This is a genomic window from Streptomyces sp. So13.3 (assembly GCF_005860785.2).
GTDB classification, from domain to species: domain Bacteria; phylum Actinomycetota; class Actinomycetes; order Streptomycetales; family Streptomycetaceae; genus Actinacidiphila; species Actinacidiphila fildesensis.
This window is the reverse complement of record NZ_CP048835.1, coordinates 7244558-7260957: the sequence shown is the minus strand read 5'-3', so window position 1 is coordinate 7260957 and position 16400 is coordinate 7244558. Positions and strand designations below refer to the sequence as shown.

Genomic DNA, 16400 nt, shown 5'->3' with positions numbered 1-16400 from the left:
CACGCGTACCGAGAGCGGGCTGCCGGATGGCAGCCCGCTCTTCCGCGTCCGGAACAGGTCCGGAACAGGTACTGCCTTGACGGGCGGAAAGCCTCGTTCTAGATTACTTCCATATAGCAGAACTAGACTTCCGCATTACGGAAACTAGCACTACGGAAAACCGGGCGCCCTGGCCTCGCAGCAAGAGCCCACCCCGACAGTCCGACCCAGGAGTACTCGATGCCTCGTATGACTGCCGCCCGTGCGGCCGTGGAGATCCTCAAGCTCGAGGGCGTCACCGACGCGTTCGGTGTGCCGGGCGCCGCGATCAACCCCTTCTACGCCGCGCTCAAGGCCGGCGGGGGCATCGACCACACGCTCGCCCGCCACGTCGAGGGCGCGTCCCACATGGCCGAGGGCTACACCCGTGCCAACCCGGGCAACATCGGTGTCTGCATCGGTACGTCCGGCCCCGCCGGTACCGACATGATCACCGGGCTCTACTCGGCCATCGCGGACTCGATCCCGATCCTCTGCATCACCGGCCAGGCCCCGGTCGCGGTCCTCCACAAGGAGGACTTCCAGGCCGTCGACATCGCCTCGATCGCCAAGCCGGTCACCAAGGCCGCCACCACGGTCCTGGAGGCCGCACAGGTCCCCGGCGTCTTCCAGCAGGCGTTCCACCTGATGCGCTCGGGACGGCCCGGCCCGGTCCTCATCGACCTGCCGATCGACGTCCAGCTCACCGAGATCGAGTTCGACCCCGAGACGTACCAGCCGCTGCCGGTCTACAAGCCGACCGCATCGCGCGCCCAGATCGAGAAGGCGATCTCGCTGCTGCTCGAGTCCGAGCGCCCGCTGATCGTCGCCGGCGGCGGCATCATCAACGCCGACGCCTCCGAGCTGCTGGTCGAGTTCGCCGAGATGACCGGCACCCCGGTCATCCCCACCCTGATGGGCTGGGGCATCATCGCCGACGACCACCCGCTGAACGCCGGCATGGTCGGCCTGCAGACCTCGCACCGCTACGGCAACGCGACGATGCTCGAGTCGGACTTCGTCCTGGGCATCGGCAACCGCTGGGCCAACCGCCACACCGGCAAGCTGGACGTCTACACCAAGGGCCGCAAGTTCGTCCACGTCGACATCGAGCCCACCCAGATCGGCAAGATCTTCGCGCCGGACTACGGAATCGCGTCGGACGCCAAGGCCGCGCTGGAGCTCTTCGTCGAGGTCGCCAAGGAGCTCAAGGCCGCGGGCAGGCTGCCCGACCGCGCCGAGTGGGCCGCGTCCGCCCAGCACCGCAAGGCCACCCTGCAGCGCCGGACGCACTTCGACAACGTGCCGATCAAGCCGCAGCGCGTCTACGAGGAGATGAACCGCGCCTTCGGCCCGGAGACCCGGTACGTCACCACCATCGGCCTCTCCCAGATCGCCGGCGCGCAGATGCTGCACGTCTACAAGCCGCGGCACTGGATCAACTGCGGCCAGGCCGGCCCGCTCGGCTGGACCATCCCGGCCGCGCTGGGTGTCGCCAAGGCCGACCCCGAAGGCTCGGTCGTCGCGCTCTCCGGCGACTACGACTTCCAGTTCATGCTCGAAGAGCTGGCGGTCGGCGCGCAGCACAAGATCCCGTACGTCCACGTCCTGGTCAACAACGCGTACCTGGGCCTGATCCGCCAGGCGCAGCGCAACCTCGACATCAACTTCCAGGTCAACCTGGAGTTCGAGAACATCAACTCCCCGGAGCTGGGCGTCTACGGCGTCGACCACGTCAAGGTCGTCGAGGGCCTGGGCTGCAAGGCGATCCGGGTCACCGAGCCGGACGAGCTGCTGCCCGCCTTCGAGCTGGCCAAGAAGCTCGCCGCGGAGTACCGCGTCCCGGTGGTCGTCGAGGCGATCCTGGAGCGCATCACCAACATCTCGATGAGCGGCAGCGACATCGCCAGCGTCAACGAGTGGGAAGACATCGCGACCGAGCCGGGCCACGCCCCGACCTCGATCCTGCCGCTCGTCTGATCCCGCTCCACCGACCGCACGACCGCACCCCCGGAGGACGGCCTGGGGTGCGGTCGTGTTCTGTTCCGGCCCTAGGCCGGCGCGCCGAGGTAGTCGTGCACCGCACCGGCGTCACCGGCCGGGGCGGTGAGCGCGATGTGGCCGTCCGGGCGGACCAGCACCAGGGCGTCGCCGGTGACGCCGTACTCGCGGGCCGCGTGCCCCGCGAAGTCGTCCAGGCCCGCCGGGCCCGCACCGATCGAGTAGGTCCACACCGCGTCGCCGTGCCGGTCCGCGCTCTCCCGGAGCGCCGCCGCGCTGCCGGCGCCGAAGCCGAGCAGCGTGAAGTGGGTGCCGCTGAAGATCTCGAAGAGCCGGACGGCGGCACCGTCGGCGTCCCGCAGCGGGGCGTCGGGCGCGCGGTCGCCGGCGCGCAGCGGAGCGTCGTCGGCATGGGCGTCGCGCTCGACGGCCAGCGAGCTCCAGCGGTAGCCCAGCCCCAGGCCGAGGATGTCGGGCGTGACCACGCCCTCCGTCCCACTGCCCGCGGTCCTGATCGAGCGCGAGACCTGGCGCCACAGCTCACCGCTGGTGTCGATGGTCCAGGCGGCGATCGGCAGCCGCTCCTCCTCGTAGGTGTCGAGCAGCCCTTCGCCGGCCCGGCCCGCGGCCACCAGCGCGAGTTTCCAGCCGAGGTTGTAGGCGTCCTGGATACCGGTGTTCATCCCGAGGCCGCCCGCGATGGAGTGCACATGGGCGGCGTCCCCGGCGAGGAGGACCCGGCCGACCCGGAAACGGTCGGCCATCCGCTCGTTGACGCGGTAGGTGGAGATCCAGGCGGGGTTGGTGAGCTTGATGCCGGGGAGCCGCGCGTGCCGGTCGAAGATCCGCTGGAAGCTCTCCAGCGACGCCTCCACCGGGAGCCCCGCCGCGTCCCGCTCGGGGGCCGCCTGGAGCTGGAACACCGAGGTGGCGGGGAGCGGGCAGAGCATGATGCCGCCGTCCTCGTCGATCCACTGGTGCCACAGGTCCTGGCTCAAGCCCTCGGCCTCGACATCACCGATGACCATCAGCTGCTCCGGCAGCGTCCGGCCCCCGAAGGTGACCGGCAGCGCCTTGCGGATCCCGCTGCGGCCGCCGTCGCAGCCCACCAGGTAGGACACCTCGATCCGCTCACCGCCCGCGAACGTGGCGGTCACCGTGTCGCCGGTCTGCTCGAACCCCGTCAGTTCGGTGCCGAACTCGACGCGCACGCCCCACTCGGCGAGCCGGTCCCGCAGCACCCGCTCGACGTTCCACTGCGCGACGAGCAGCCCGCGTACGTACGGGGTGCCGGGCGCCGGGGAGAAGGTCGCGAAGGGATCGGTGTCGGAGACCACCTCGCCGCCCCGGTACTTGCGGAAGTGCAGGTCGTCGCGCCCGATCGACCGCATGCGGTCGAGAATCCCCATGCCCTCGAAGACCTCCAGGCTGCGCGCGTTGAGCCCCTTGCCCCGGGAACCCGGCTGGGGTCCAGGGGACCTTTCCACGATCCGGACGGAGGTGCCGCGCCGGGCCAGTTCACAGGCCAGCGTCAGCCCGGTCGGTCCCGCTCCCACGATCAGCACGCTGGTCATCCGCTGTCCTCTCATCGAGCTCGTCCGCGTTCGTCTGACGGTGATGCAACCATGACCGGGTTTCATATGCAACCGAGTAACGTTTTTGACTTGATTGCACTTCGGCTACGATGAGCGCCATGGAGAACCGGCCAGGACCAACGGGCGGACTGCGGGAACTGAAGAAGGCCAGGACCCGGCAGGCCATCTCGGACGCCGCCATCGCACTGTTCCTCCGGCACGGCTTCGACCAGGTGCCGGTCGCCGAGATCGCCGCCGCTGCCGAGGTGTCCAAGCCGACGCTCTTCCGGTACTTCCCCACCAAGGAGGATCTGGCGCTGCACCGGTTCGCCGACCACGAGGGCGAGTTCGCCCGGGTGGTGCGCGACCGCCCCGCGGACCAGGCACCGCTCACCGCGCTGCACCGGCACTGCGCGGCGGGCCTCGACGCCCGTGATCCGGTCACCGGGCTCAACGACACCCCAGAGGTGCTGGCGTATCTCGCGCTGCTCTACTCGGCGCCCGGCCTGGTGGCACGGCTGGCGGAGTACACCGTCCGCGACCAGGAGGCGCTGACCGGAGCACTGCGGGAGGCTTCGTCGGCCGCGCCCGGCGACCTGCTGCCCCGCCTCGCGGCGGCGCAGATCATCTCCGTGCGCCAGGTCGTCGCCCTCGCCAACTGGCGGAAGCTGTCGGACGGGCGCAGCGCCGACGAGGTGTATCCCGAGGCGGTCGCGGAGCTCGACCAGGCCTTCGGACTACTGGGGCGGGGCCTCGCCGCCCACTACGGATGACATCTCCCGGATCGCGTCCTCCCGCAGTTCGATCTTGCGGATCTTGCCGCTGACCGTCATCGGGAAGGCGTCCACGAGGCGCAGCCGGCGCGGGATCTTGTAGTGCGCGAGCTGTCCGCGGCAGAAGCCGCCGAGCTCCTCCAGGGTGAGCGGGTCCGCGGGGTCGCGGAGGATGACGCAGGCCAGGATCTCTTCGCCGTACCGCTCGTCCGGCACCCCGACGACCTGCACATCGGCGATCTTGGGGTGGGTGTACAGGAACTCCTCGATCTCCCGCGGATAGACGTTCTCCCCACCGCGGATGATCATGTCCTTGATCCGGCCGACGATGGACAGATAGCCGTCGGGACGCATCACGGCGAGGTCGCCGGTGTGCATCCAGCGCGCGGCGTCGACCGCCTCGGCGGTCCGCTCCGGCTCCTCCCAGTAGCCCAGCATCACCGAATAGCCGCGGGTGCACAGCTCGCCCGCCGTACCGCGCGGCACCGTCGCACCGGTCGCCGGATCGGCGACCTTCACCTCGAGGTGCGGCATGACGCGGCCGACGGTGGCGGTGCGGCGCTCCAGGTCGTCCTCGCGCCGGGTCTGGGTGGAGACGGGCGAGGTCTCCGTCATGCCGTAGGCGATGGACACCTCCGCCATGTGCATCTCGGCGACCACGCGCTTCATCACCTCGACCGGGCAGGGCGATCCGGCCATGATCCCGGTGCGCAGCGAGGACAGGTCGAAGGTCGCGAAGTCCGGCAGGTCCAGTTCGGCGATGAACATCGTCGGCACGCCGTAGAGCGAGGTGCAGCGCTCCCGTTCGACCGCGTGCAGGGTGGCGACCGGGTCGAAGGCGGGGGCCGGGATGACGATGCAGGCGCCGTGGCTGGTGGCGCCCAGATTGCCCATCACCATGCCGAAGCAGTGGTAGAAGGGCACCGGCAGGCACACCCGGTCGTGCTCGGTGTAGCCGATCATCTCGCCGACGAAGTACCCGTTGTTGAGGATGTTGTGGTGCGAGAGCGTCGCGCCCTTGGGGAAGCCGGTGGTGCCCGAGGTGTACTGGATGTTGACCGGGTCGTCGCAACTGTTCGCCGCCTCGCACGCGGCCAGGTGCCCGGCCGGCAGCCGCGCCCCGCCCGCCACCAGTTCGTCCCAGCCCGGGTCGCCGATGTACACGACCTCGCGCAGCAGCGGACAGCCGCCGCGTACCTGCTCCGTCATCGCCCGGTAGTCGCTGGCCTTGTACGCGGTCGAGGCGATCAGCACCCCGATTCCGGCCTGCTGGAGGACGAACTCCAGCTCGTGCACCCGGTAGGCCGGGTTAATGTTGACCATGACGGCGCCGAGCCGCGCGGTCGCGTACTGGACGAGCACCCACTCCGGGCAGTTCACCGCCCAGATGCCGACGCGGTCGCCGCGGGCCACGCCCTTGGCCGCCAGCCCCAGCGCCACCTCGTCGACGGCCCGGCCGAACTCGGTGTAGGTCCAGCGGCGGCCGGTCGGCACGTCGACCAGCGCCTCGCGGCCGGGAAACGCCGCGACGGCCCGGTCCAGGTTGCGGCCGATGGTGTCGCCGAGCAGCGGGGTGCTGCCGGTGCCGCTCGCGTAGGACGGTTCGGCAGAGGATGGTTCAGCAGAGGACGGTTCAGCAGAGGACGGTTCGGCAGAGGACGGTTCGGGCGGCTCGTTCGCGGCCGTCGCTTCGGCCGGTCCTGTCCCGGTCATCGGTGGTCCTCCTCGCGGTACTCGGCACTGCCGTCCCGGGCGGTGGCCTCGCGCAGCTCGATACGGCGGATCTTGCCGGAGACGGTCTTGGGCAGCTCCGCGAACTCCAGGCGGCGGACGCGCTTGTACGGGGCGAGCGCCGCGCGGGAGTGCGCGAAGATCGCCTTCGCGGTCTCCGCGCCCGGCTCCCAGCCGGCGGCGAGCACGATGTACGCCTTCGGTACGGCGAGCCGCAGCGGGTCCGGCGCCGGGACGACGGCGGCCTCGGCGACCGCCTCGTGCTCCAGCAGCACGCTCTCCAGCTCGAACGGGGAGATCTTGTAGTCGGAGGCCTTGAAAACGTCATCGGAGCGGCCGACGTACGTGATGTAGCCGTCGGCGTCCCGCGAACCGATGTCGCCGGTGCGGTAGTAGCCGCCCGCCATCGCCTCCGCGGTGCGCTCCGGGTCACCCGCGTAGCCGGTCATCAGCCCCACCGGGCGGTGCGCGAGGTCCAGGCAGATCTCGCCCTCGTCGCCCGGCTTGCCGGTGACCGGGTCGACGAGCACCACCACGTAGCCGGGGCACGGTCGGCCCATCGAGCCGGTCTTCAGCGGCTGGCCGGGGCTGTTGGCCACCTGCACCGCCGTCTCGGTCTGGCCGAAGCCGTCCCGGATGGTGACGCCCCAGGACCGGCGGACGTGCTCGATGACCTCGGGGTTCAGCGGCTCGCCCGCCGCGACCACCTCGCGCGGCGGGGTGCGCAGCGCGCTCAGGTCCGCCTGGATCAGCATCCGCCACACGGTCGGCGGGGCGCAGAAGCTGGTGACCCCGCAGCGGTCCATCTCCGCCATCAGCCGGGCCGCGTCGAAGCGCGTGTAGTTGTGGATGAACACCGTCGCCTCGGCGTTCCACGGCGCGAAGAGATTGCTCCAGGCGTGCTTGGCCCAGCCCGGCGAGGAGATGTTGAGGTGCACGTCCCCGGGCTGCAGGCCGATCCAGTACATGGTGGCCAGATGCCCGACGGGGTACGAGAGGTGGGTCTGCTCGACGAGCTTGGGCCGGGCGGTGGTGCCGGAGGTGAAGTAGAGCATCAGCGGGTCGGCGGACCGGGTGGGGCCGTCCGGCGCGAACGAGGCGGGGCTCGCGTACGCCTCCTCGTACGGGTGCCAGTCCAGGGCCTCGCCGCCGACGACGATACGGGTGTACTCCCCCGGCACCCCGTCGAACTTGGCGGTGTCCCCGGCCCGCACCACGACATGCCTGGCGCCGCCGCGCTCGATCCGGTCCGCCAGGTCGGCCGGCCCGAGCAGTGGGGTGGCGGGGATGACGACGGCGCGCAGCTTCATGGCGGCGAGCGCGGTCTCCCACAGCTCGACCTGGTTGCCGAGCATCACGACGATCCGGTCACCGGCCCGCACGCCCAGGCCCCTGAGGTGGTTGGCGACACGGTTCGACCGGTCGGCCAGCTCCGCGAAGGAGAAGACGCCTTCGGAGCCGTCCTCCTCCACGATCCACAGCGCGGTTCGGTCGTTGTCCTCGGCGATCCGGTCGAACCAGTCCAGCGCCCAGTTGAAGTACTCGGGCTCCGGCCAGCGGAAGCCCGCGTAGGCCGTCGCGTACTCCTCGCGGTGCCGCAGCAGGAAGTCGCGGGCCGCCCGGAACTCCCCGGTCGGCCCCTCGGTCGCTCCGGTCGTCCCACCGGTCACCGCCATGTGTCCTCCTCAGTGCCTGACCGCTGAGTAGCATCGTCCATCCAGTGACCCGGGTCTCACCACCCCCGGACGGGGGTGTCGGGCTGAAGGAGTGACCGTGACCGAATCCGGCGAAGCCGTTGACGTACGGGCGGCCCTGCTGCGCATGCGGCGGTCCGGCGGACTGCCGGTCGCCTTCGGGGGGCTGCTGTCGGGCGGCCGGCAGCTGCGGATCTCGGAGCTCTCGGGCACGGAGACGTCCGCCCTGCGCACCCTGGCGATCACCCCGGGCAACGGTCTGGGCGGCAAGACCATCGCCATGGCCCGGCCGTTCGCCGTCACCGATTACCACGCGTCGCGGGTGATCAGCCATGAGTACGACCAGGCCGTCGCGGCCGAGGGTCTGCGGTCGGTCCTGGCGGTGCCGGTGGTCGTCCGCAGCAGGGTCCGCGGGGTGCTGTACGGTGCGCTGCGCCAGCCCATGACGCTCGGCGACCGCCCGCTGACGGCCGCCGTGGACGCGGCGCGGGAGCTGGAGCAGTCCCTCGCGGTCCGCGACGAGGCCCACCGGCTGCTGGCCGTCTTCCACCAGCCGGTCTCCGTCGACCCCCGGGCCTGGGAGGAGGTCCGCGAGGCGCACGGCGAGCTGCGCGCCCTCGCCCCGCGGATCACCGACCCCCGGCTGCGGCAGGCGCTGCTGACCGCCTGCGGGCGGATCGCCGCCGCGTCGGGGGCGGCGGGGCGGGACGACGCGGGCCTCGATCCACTGCCGCGACCGGCGGTGCCGGTCCCGCCGCTGGCACCGCGTGAGATCGATGTGCTCGCCGCGGTGTCCTCGGGCGCGACGAACGCGGCCGCCGCGCGGCGGCTTGGACTGCGGCCGGAGACCGTCAAGAGCTATCTGCGCTCCGCGATGCGAAAACTGGGTGCTCACACCCGGCTGGAGGCGGTAGTGTCCGCGCGCCGGGCAGGGATGCTGCCCTGACGGCCACGGAGGTGATGGTGATGGTCCCGACCGACCGCCTGCTGGCCTTCGCCGCGATGTCCCTGCTGCTGGTTCTGATACCGGGCCCCAGCGTGCTGTTCGTCCTCGGCCGGGCCCTCGCGCACGGCCGCCGCACGGCCCTGGAGAGCGTGCTCGGCAACACGGTGGGCTCCTACGTCCTGGTCGTGGCGGTGTCGCTCGGGCTCGGCTCGCTCGTGGCGGGCTCCGCGGCGGTGTTCCTGGCACTGAAGCTGGGCGGCGCCGGGTATCTGGTGTTCCTCGGGGTGAAGGCGCTGCGGCACCGCGGTGACCTGACGATGGAGCAGAACGTCCCCGGCACCGCCGCCCACGGCGGGCTGCGGACCCTGTGGGAGGGGTTCGTGGTCGGTGTGACGAACCCCAAGACAATGGTGTTCTTCGCCGCCGTGCTCCCGCAGTTCGTGGACCAGTCCGCGGGCCGGATCCATCTGCAGCTGCTGATCCTGGGCATGGTGTTCAGCCTGACCGCGCTGGTCTTCGACAGTCTCTGGGCCCTCACCGCCTCCGCCGCCCGCACCTGGTTCGCGCGCTCCCCGCGCCGGCTGGCGGCGATCGGCGGCACCGGCGGGCTGGCGATGATCGGCCTCGGCGTCACGGTCGCGGTCACCGGCCGGACCGACTGACCCCCTCGCGATCGGGCTGTCCCGTCGCCGCCCGCCCGGGATACCGGTAGACGTACGGGAGCGGTCCGTCGGCTCCGCCCTCCCGGGCGAACGCGCGGACCAGGCCGTGGTCCGGGGAGAGACCACAGGCCGGATCCGTGCGGGCGGCGTCGCCCGTCAGGGCGAAGGCCTGGCACCGGCACCCGCCGAAGTCCTCGTCCCGGCGGGAGCAGGAGCGGCAGGTGTCGCTCATCCACGCGGTGCCCCGGTAGCGGTTGAAGGCCGGGGACCGGTCCCAGATCCACTCCAGGGTGTGGTCACGGATGTTCGGCGCGTCCAGGCCGGGCAGCGTGGCGGCGGCCGGGCACGGCAGGACGGTGCCGTCGGGAGAGACGGTCAGTGAGACCGCGCCCCAACCGCCCATACAGGGTTTGGCGACGCCGTCGAAGTAGTCGGGCACCACCCACACCAGGTCGGGGTGGCCGCCGAGCCGGGTACGCCACCGGTCGACCGCGTCCCGCGCGACAGCCAGCTGCTCGTGGGCGGGCAGCAGCGCGGCACGGTTGAGCAGGCCCCACCCGTAGAACTGGGCGTTGGCGAGTTCGATCCGGTCGACACCCCAGGCCAGGCCCAGTTCGACGATGGCGTCCAGGGCGTCCAGGTTGTCGCGGTGCAGAACGACGTTCAGGCCGAGCGGCAGTCCGGCGGCGCGTACCAGCGCGGCCGCCCGTTCCTTCGCGGCGAAGGAGCGTCTGCCGGCGATCCGGTCCGAGGCCGCGGGGTCCGCGTGCTGCACGGACAGCTGGACGCTGCGCAGCCCGGCCGCGGTCAGCGCGCCGAGCCGGGCCTGGTCGAGGCCGGTGCCGCTGGTGACCAACTGCGTGTAGATACCGGCGGATTCGGCGGCGGTGACGATCTCCTCCAGATCGGGCCGCAGCAGCGGCTCGCCGCCGGACAGGTGGGTGTGCACGACGCCGAAGTCACCGGCCTGGCGCATCAGGTCCTGCCAGTCCCCGGTCGCCAGCTCCTGCGAACGGGCCTTCAGTTCCAGGGGGTTGGAGCAGTAAGGGCAGTGCAGCGGACAGGCGTGGGTGAGTTCGGCGAGCAGCGCCCAGGGGCGCGGCACCTCGGGTTCGGACGTCCCGGATCCGGCGGGGACGGCAGGGGTGGTCATCGCAGCCAGCCCTCCGCCCGCAGCCGGTCGAGGAATACGGGTACGTCCGTGGCCACGGGTGCGCCGGGGAAGCATGCGGAGAGTTCACCGACGATCTGCGGAACGCTGTGGCCGCCGTCGCAGAGCCGGACGATGGCGCCCGCCCGGCCGCTCAGCACGACGACCCGCTCGGGCAGCACCAGCAGGTCCGTCGAGCGGACCCGGTCGCGGCGCAGCAGGATGGCGGGGGCCAGGGCGGGACGCCAGTCGTCGCTCGTGGCGGTCGTCATGCGTGGTCCACGGCGTCGAGCAGTGCCCACAGCACATCGCACTTGAAGCCGAGCGCGGCCACCGCGCGCTCCTGGTCGTCCCGGGTGCGGGCCCAGCGCAACACCAGATCGAGCGCCTCCCCGCTGTCCCGGCGGCCCTGTGTGACGCGGGTGCGGAAGTAGTGCAGCCCGTCCGGTTCGATCCAGCGGTAGTGCCGTTCGAAGGCGTCGATGCGGGTGCGCATCAGGTCGGGGGCGGACAGTTCGGTGAGCGAGGCCGCGACGGCTTCGAGCGCTGGGCGCAGCCGGCAGAAGTTGACGTACCCGTCGACCGCGAGGCGTACCCCGGGCAGCACCGTGGCGCCGGAGAGCAGTTCCTCACGGTCGAGTCCCGCGGCCTCGCCGAGGCGGAGCCAGCGTTCGATGCCGCCCTCGCCGTCCCGCGCGCCGTCGTGGTCCTGGATACGGCGCAGCCACATCCGCCGCAGTGCGGGGGTGTCGAACTTCGCCGTGATCAGGGCGTCCTTGACGGGGATGTGCCGCTGGTAGTGGAAGCGGTTGGCGATCCAACGGCGCAACTCGTCCTGGCTGAGCTTTCCTTCGTGCATCCGCAGGTTGAAGGGGTGGCGGTCGTGGTACCGCTCCTCCCCCACCGCGCGCAGCCGTGCCTCGAATGCGGCCGGGCTCCAGGGCCCGGCGTCGATGGCGGAGTCCGTGGGCGTTGCGGGCGGCCCCGCTGCTGTCGTGGGCGCTGACGTCATAGCTCGATCACCATCCCGTCGGAGGCCACCTCGATGCCCAGCCCGGCCAGCAGCTTGTGCTGCGGCGCGGCCGGATCCACGAGGGGGTTGGTGTTGTTGAGGTGGGTGTACAGGCGGCGTCCCGGCAGGCCGGCGAGGCGTTCCGAGGTGCCGTGCGGGCCGTCGATCGGCAGATGTCCCATGCCGGTGGCGGTGCGCTCCGAGATACCGGTGCGGCGGGGCTCCTCGTCGTCCCAGAAGGTGCCGTCGACGATGACGCAGTCGGCTGCGGCGGCGGCCCGCTGGAGAGCGTCGGGCCAGTCGGCGAGGGCGGGGGCGTAGACGGCGGAGGCGCCGGTGGCGCGGTCGCGCAGCCGGAGCGCGACGACCCAGGCGGCGTCGGGAGCACTGTCGGCGGCGTAGCGCGGCCGCTTCCCGGACACCGGGATGGCATCGATGTCCACGTCCGAGCCGGCGGCCAGCGGCTCCGCGCCGGTCCCCAACTCCCGCCATTCCAGAGCGGTGTACGGCGTGAGCACCTCGCCCAGGCGCAGCTTCGTCAGGAGGGCCCGTCGTACGGGCGCGGTCGACACCACCTGCAGTCCGCCGGCCTCACGGAGCCGGGCGAGGCCGAGGGTGTGGTCGAGTTCGGCGTCGGTGAGGACGAGTCCGGCGACCGGCGACTGCCGCGCGCCGGGTCCGGGGCGCAGCTCCGGGCAGTCCTCGATCTGATCGCCGATGTCGGGGGTCGCGTTGACGATGTACCAGCGGCCGGTGGCCGCGCGGACCGCGAGCGACGCGTGGCGGCGGCGCCACCCCGGGTGGCGGCGTGCCCCGGAGCACCCGGGGCACGCGCAGTTCCACTGGGGGACGCCGCCGCCCGCCGCGGTACCGAGTACCCGCAGCAGCACGGCGGCGGACTCAGCGAGTGGCGAGCGAGTAGGCGGTCACTTCGAGCGCGGTCTCGACGACCGTGTACTCGGGCGTACTCCAGACCGCCGGGCTCTCCGGTCGCTCCCCCTGAGCCGGGGTCTGTTCCGTCGTGTCGGCCATGGCTGTGCACCGTCCTTCCTGTCGTGATGTCCTCGCGTGGATAGATCCGATCAGTTGGTGCGCGTGTGACAGCAGTACTGCTACAGCAGGCAGCAGCGCCATCAATCGGAGCGTATTCATCCGATCTGCTATCTGTAAAGGTTCTTGACGATTACTCGGCAGGCTCCTACCTTTCCGGTGCCGACCCGAGGAGGATGCCGTGAGACCGCACCGCCTGCTCTGCTCCGTACTGGCCACCGCGACCATCGCCGCCGCCGGAACGTTCACCGCCCTCGCCCCCGCCGCCCCCGCGCTCGCCCTGGAGAACGGCCTGGCCCGCACGCCACCGATGGGCTTCAACAACTGGAACACCACTCAGTGCAGCGCCACCTTCAACGAGGCGATGGTCAAGGGCGTCGCCGACAGCTTCGTATCGCTCGGCCTCAAGGACGTGGGCTACCAGTACGTCAACATCGACGACTGCTGGGCCGAGAAGACCCGTGACGCGAGCGGCAACCTCGTGCCGGAGCACACCCGCTTCCCGCACGGCATCAAGTCCGTCGCCGACTACGTGCATGCCAAGGGCCTCAAGTTCGGGCTCTACACCAGCGCGGGCACCAAGACCTGCAACGGCACCGGCGGCTTCCCCGGCGGGCTCGGCCACGAGCAGCAGGACGCCGACCTGTTCGCTTCCTGGGGCGTGGACTACCTCAAGTACGACAACTGCAACAACCAGGGCGTCGACGCGCAGCAGCGCTACAAGGCGATGCGCGACGCGCTCAAGAAGTCCGGCCGGCCGATCGTCTACAGCATCTGCGAGTGGGGCCGCACCGACCCCAAGGTGTGGACCTGGGGCGCCGACGTCGGCAACCTCTGGCGCACCACCGGCGACATCAGCGACAACTGGTCGAGCATGATCAGCAGGGTGCACACCAATGACGATCTCGCCGCGTACGCGGGGCCGGGCCACTGGAACGACCCCGACATGCTCGAGGTCGGCAACGGCGGTATGACCGCCACCGAGTACCGCACCCACTTCAGCCTGTGGGCCATGATGTCGGCGCCGCTGCTGATCGGCAGCGATGTCCGCTCGGCGTCGGCCGCCACCCAGGCCATCCTGAAGAACACCGACGTCATCGCCCTGGACCAGGACCCGTTGGGCAAGCAGGCCACCATCGTCTCCGCCACCGGCGGCCTGGCCGTCTACAGCAAGCAGCTCGCCAACGGCGACCGGGCGGTGGCGCTGCTCAACGAGACCGGCGCCACGGCGACGGTCTCCACCACCGCCTCGGCGATCGGCCTCGGCGGCTCGCCCTCGTGCACGCTCAAGGACCTCTGGTCCAAGGCCACCCGCTCCACGACCGGCGCGATCAGCGCGTCCGTGCCGTCGCACGCCACCGTCGTCTACCGGGTCTCCCGTGCCGGAACGCAGCCGGACGGCTGGTACCAGGCCGAGGACGCCGCCGTCGCGCAGGGCGCGGTGGAGTCCAACCACACCGGCTACACCGGCACCGGTTTCGTCAACTACGACAACGTGACCGGAAGTTACGTCCAGTGGTCGGTGACCGCCGCGCAGGCGGGGCCCGCCACACTCACGCTCCGCTACGCGAACGGGACGACGACCGGCCGGCCGATGGACATCGCCGTCAACAGCACGGCGGTCTCCACCGGGCATCCGTTCGGCGGGACCGGCGACTGGAACACCTGGCAGAGCGCGTCCCTGACGGTCACCCTCAAGGCCGGCGCGAACACCGTCCGCGCGACCGCGACCACCGCGAACGGCGGACCCAACGTGGACCGGCTGGAACTCACCCAGCCATAACGGTCACGGGACGCTCCGCAGGACCGGACCATGGCGCCCGCCACCGCCTTCCCGCGCGGTGGGCGCCATGGTCCCGGCGCCCGCCGTGCGCTACACTCGCGCGCATGTTCCTCACCTCTCGTGCCTAGGCCGCAGCCCGCCCTTCGCGCCGGCCTGCCCGCCTCTGCCTGAGGAACAAAACCCATGTCTTCGCCACGCCCGGCGGCGTCCTACGCCGCCGTCCTGCGGGTCCCCCATGCCCGCCGCACCTTCGCCGCCGCCCTGTTGGGCCGGCTCTCCTACGGGATCGTCTCCCTCTCCCTGCTGCTCTCGCTCGCCGCGGCGACCGGCTCGTACGCCGTCGCCGGCATGATCACCACGGTCTTCGCCGCGACCAGCGTCGTCCTCGGCCCGGCCCGTGCCGGACTCATCGACCGCTGGGGGGCACGGCGCGCCCTGCCCGCCCTCGCCACCCCGTACGCGGTGGCGCTGACCGCGCTCTGCCTGGCCACCTGGCGGCCGGGTGCCCCGCTCTGGCTGCTCACCTTCCTGTCGGCGGCCGCGGGCACCCTCACCCCGCCGCTCGGCCCGACCATGCGGGCGCTGTGGAGCGCCCTCGTTCCGGACAGGCGCCTGCTGCAGCGGGCGTTCAGCCTGGACACGGTGGCGGAGGAGGGCCTGTTCATGACCGGCCCGCTGATCGCCGTCGCCGTCCGCCCCGCGCTCGGCCTCGCCCTGTCCGCCGGCCTGGTCCTCATCGGCACTCTCGCCCTGGCGGCGTCCCCGGCCGCGAAGCTGCTCACCGCGCGCGAGCCCTCCGTCCCGGCCGCGCGGCTGCGGTCGGCGGGGTCCGCAAGGCGGCGTACGCGGCGGCCGGGCTCGGCTGCTGCCTGGGCGCCCTGGAGTTGTACGTCGTCGCCTTCACCGACCACCACGACCGCGCCTCCGCCGCCGGCTGGATCCTCGCCGCGCACGCGGCGGGCAGCGCGATCGGTGGGCTCCTCTACGGCCGGATCGCCTGGCGGCGCCCGGCGGCCGGCCGGCTGCCGTATCTGCTCGCCGCCCTCGCCCTGCTCTTCGCCCTCACCGGCGCCGCCCCGACCGTCGTCCTCTTCGCCCTCGGCATCGCCGCCGCCGGCACCGTCGTCTCCCCCACCATGGCGACCGCGTACCTCGCGGCCGACGAACTCGCCCCGCCGGGGACCGCCACCCGCGCCACCGCCTGGGTCAACACGGGTGTCAACGCGGGCTCCTCGCTGGGCTCCGGCACCGCCGGGCTCCTCGTCGACCGGCTGCCGCTACCGCTGTGCTTCCTGCTGGCGGCCGCGCCTCCGCTGCTGCTCGCGCTCGGCGCGTATCCCCGGTCCGGGCGGGACGCTCGGGGCCGGAGCGAGGCGCCGCTCGCGAAGGCTTCCGAAGGCCGGGCGTAGCGGGTCCCGGGCCGATACCTCGCGTGTCCGCCCATACCTCGCCCGCCGCGTACTTCAATCGTCAACTTCCCTATGCCACAGGCATGTTGGCGCTTACTGTGGCCCGCAGTACCAGACGTCAAGGAGCTGCGGTGGGCAAGCGCCAATTAGGACAATATCCCCAGTCCCGGTACACACATCTGCTCTCGTCCGAACGTAACAGCAACTACACACAGCACCGGCCGGCGACCTTCGAGATTCCCGTCGAACGGCCCTCGAAGGGCTGCCAGTCGCGCACCCTCGCCTGTGAGACCTGCCGTACGTCGCTCACGTACACGGTCTTCAGCATCCCCGCGACCAGGGCCCGGCGCTGGGCGTGGCTGCTCACCACGCTGGCGGGCATCGCCTCGATGCTCGTCTCGGTCCTGGCCATCCACCACCTCGGCGGCGAGCACCCCGGCGAGCCCGGCGAGGGCGTCAGCGGACTCCTCACCCTCGGCTCGATCGGCGGCTTCATCGTCGCCGCCATCGGTCTCAGCTTCTGGTGGTACGAGGACGGTGTCCGCGGCCCCGGCCGGCTGATGGGCATCGGCGGCCACACCATCAAACGCTGACGGC

Annotated in this window: 15 protein-coding genes and 1 pseudogene; 8 read left to right on the top strand and 8 right to left on the bottom strand. The window is 71.6% G+C overall.

The features are described 5' to 3' along the window. Positions 1 to 219: 219 nt before the first annotated feature. Positions 220 to 1998, top strand: coding sequence for a glyoxylate carboligase (gene gcl, locus C8250_RS32465; RefSeq protein ID WP_187145054.1), 1779 nt, complete (start codon positions 220 to 222; stop codon positions 1996 to 1998). 71 nt (positions 1999 to 2069) lie between these two features. Here the strand turns inward: gcl and C8250_RS32460 are convergent, their stop codons facing one another. After that, entirely contained in the window at positions 2070 to 3593 is a 1524-nt protein-coding gene (locus C8250_RS32460; RefSeq protein WP_138357447.1) for an FAD-dependent oxidoreductase, read from the bottom strand. Positions 3594 to 3712: 119 nt separating this feature from the next. Here C8250_RS32460 and C8250_RS32455 point away from each other — a divergent pair, with 119 nt between their 5' ends. Further along, the gene (locus tag C8250_RS32455) at positions 3713 to 4366 is read left to right on the top strand and encodes a TetR family transcriptional regulator (RefSeq protein ID WP_138357446.1); all 654 of its coding nucleotides are present in this window, start codon (positions 3713 to 3715) and stop codon (positions 4364 to 4366) included. Here C8250_RS32455 and C8250_RS32450 read toward each other — a convergent pair. Next, complete coding sequence (locus C8250_RS32450; protein ID WP_138357445.1) at positions 4331 to 6079, bottom strand: AMP-binding protein; 1749 nt, start codon at positions 6077 to 6079, stop codon at positions 4331 to 4333. The two genes, C8250_RS32455 and C8250_RS32450, sit on opposite strands and share 36 nt — an antisense overlap. Beyond that, positions 6076 to 7773 carry an AMP-binding protein gene (locus C8250_RS32445; RefSeq protein WP_138357444.1) on the bottom strand — a complete coding sequence of 566 codons (1698 nt, stop codon included), beginning with the start codon at positions 7771 to 7773 and terminating at the stop codon, positions 6076 to 6078. Before C8250_RS32445 ends, C8250_RS32450 begins: the two co-directional genes overlap by 4 nt. Before the next feature lie 97 nt (positions 7774 to 7870). Between C8250_RS32445 and C8250_RS32440 the strand changes: the two genes are divergently transcribed. Further along, entirely contained in the window at positions 7871 to 8737 is an 867-nt protein-coding gene (locus C8250_RS32440) for a helix-turn-helix transcriptional regulator (RefSeq protein WP_244809497.1), read from the top strand. A 20-nt stretch (positions 8738 to 8757) separates the two neighbouring features. Then, positions 8758 to 9399, top strand: coding sequence for a LysE family translocator (locus C8250_RS32435; protein ID WP_138357443.1), 642 nt, complete (start codon positions 8758 to 8760; stop codon positions 9397 to 9399). Here the strand turns inward: C8250_RS32435 and pqqE are convergent. Genes pqqE through pqqA form a run of 5 tightly spaced genes read right to left on the bottom strand, consistent with a single transcriptional unit; the run spans position 9380 to position 12593 of the window. Then, positions 9380 to 10552, bottom strand: a complete 1173-nt coding sequence (pqqE, locus tag C8250_RS32430) for a pyrroloquinoline quinone biosynthesis protein PqqE (protein WP_138357442.1) — start codon at positions 10550 to 10552, stop codon at positions 9380 to 9382. The two genes, C8250_RS32435 and pqqE, sit on opposite strands and share 20 nt — an antisense overlap. Beyond that, positions 10549 to 10821, bottom strand: a complete 273-nt coding sequence (gene pqqD / locus C8250_RS32425) for a pyrroloquinoline quinone biosynthesis peptide chaperone PqqD (RefSeq protein WP_138357441.1) — start codon at positions 10819 to 10821, stop codon at positions 10549 to 10551. The genes pqqE and pqqD overlap by 4 nt, the downstream gene beginning before the upstream one ends. Then, positions 10818 to 11561, bottom strand: coding sequence for a pyrroloquinoline-quinone synthase PqqC (gene pqqC, locus C8250_RS32420; protein WP_138357440.1), 744 nt, complete (start codon positions 11559 to 11561; stop codon positions 10818 to 10820). The genes pqqD and pqqC overlap by 4 nt, the downstream gene beginning before the upstream one ends. Beyond that, positions 11558 to 12451, bottom strand: coding sequence for a pyrroloquinoline quinone biosynthesis protein PqqB (pqqB, locus tag C8250_RS32415; protein WP_138357439.1), 894 nt, complete (start codon positions 12449 to 12451; stop codon positions 11558 to 11560). Before pqqB ends, pqqC begins: the two co-directional genes overlap by 4 nt. A gap of 10 nt (positions 12452 to 12461) precedes the next feature. Then, on the bottom strand, positions 12462 to 12593 hold the full coding sequence (gene pqqA / locus C8250_RS32410) for a pyrroloquinoline quinone precursor peptide PqqA (protein WP_138357438.1): 132 nt from the start codon (positions 12591 to 12593) through the stop codon (positions 12462 to 12464). A gap of 244 nt (positions 12594 to 12837) precedes the next feature. Here pqqA and C8250_RS32405 point away from each other — a divergent pair, with 244 nt between their 5' ends. The 4 genes and pseudogenes from C8250_RS32405 to C8250_RS32395 all read left to right on the top strand — a co-directional run bounded on the left by C8250_RS32405 (position 12838) and on the right by C8250_RS32395 (position 16396). Further along, complete coding sequence (locus C8250_RS32405) at positions 12838 to 14394, top strand: carbohydrate-binding protein (protein WP_244809885.1); 1557 nt, start codon at positions 12838 to 12840, stop codon at positions 14392 to 14394. Positions 14395 to 14577: 183 nt separating this feature from the next. Next, positions 14578 to 15201 (top strand): annotated as a pseudogene (locus C8250_RS44945) (MFS transporter); the annotation flags it as partial. Positions 15202 to 15278: 77 nt separating this feature from the next. Further along, positions 15279 to 15803, top strand: a complete 525-nt coding sequence (locus C8250_RS43835; protein WP_244809493.1) for an MFS transporter — start codon at positions 15279 to 15281, stop codon at positions 15801 to 15803. A gap of 131 nt (positions 15804 to 15934) precedes the next feature. Next, positions 15935 to 16396 carry a hypothetical protein gene (locus C8250_RS32395; protein ID WP_138357437.1) on the top strand — a complete coding sequence of 154 codons (462 nt, stop codon included), beginning with the start codon at positions 15935 to 15937 and terminating at the stop codon, positions 16394 to 16396. Positions 16397 to 16400: the final 4 nt, after the last annotated feature.

What these genes read in the sequence shown, in the direction of transcription:
- gcl (WP_187145054.1), top strand. Translation starts at nt 220, where the DNA reads ATGCCTCGTATGACTGCCGCCCGTGCGGCCGTGGAGATCCTCAAGCTC.
- C8250_RS32460 (WP_138357447.1), bottom strand. Translation starts at nt 3,593, where the DNA reads ATGACCAGCGTGCTGATCGTGGGAGCGGGACCGACCGGGCTGACGCTG.
- C8250_RS32455 (WP_138357446.1), top strand. Translation starts at nt 3,713, where the DNA reads ATGGAGAACCGGCCAGGACCAACGGGCGGACTGCGGGAACTGAAGAAG.
- C8250_RS32450 (WP_138357445.1), bottom strand. Translation starts at nt 6,079, where the DNA reads ATGACCGGGACAGGACCGGCCGAAGCGACGGCCGCGAACGAGCCGCCC.
- C8250_RS32445 (WP_138357444.1), bottom strand. Translation starts at nt 7,773, where the DNA reads ATGGCGGTGACCGGTGGGACGACCGGAGCGACCGAGGGGCCGACCGGG.
- C8250_RS32435 (WP_138357443.1), top strand. Translation starts at nt 8,758, where the DNA reads ATGGTCCCGACCGACCGCCTGCTGGCCTTCGCCGCGATGTCCCTGCTG.
- pqqE (WP_138357442.1), bottom strand. Translation starts at nt 10,552, where the DNA reads ATGACCACCCCTGCCGTCCCCGCCGGATCCGGGACGTCCGAACCCGAG.
- pqqD (WP_138357441.1), bottom strand. Translation starts at nt 10,821, where the DNA reads ATGACGACCGCCACGAGCGACGACTGGCGTCCCGCCCTGGCCCCCGCC.
- pqqC (WP_138357440.1), bottom strand. Translation starts at nt 11,561, where the DNA reads ATGACGTCAGCGCCCACGACAGCAGCGGGGCCGCCCGCAACGCCCACG.
- pqqA (WP_138357438.1), bottom strand. Translation starts at nt 12,593, where the DNA reads ATGGCCGACACGACGGAACAGACCCCGGCTCAGGGGGAGCGACCGGAG.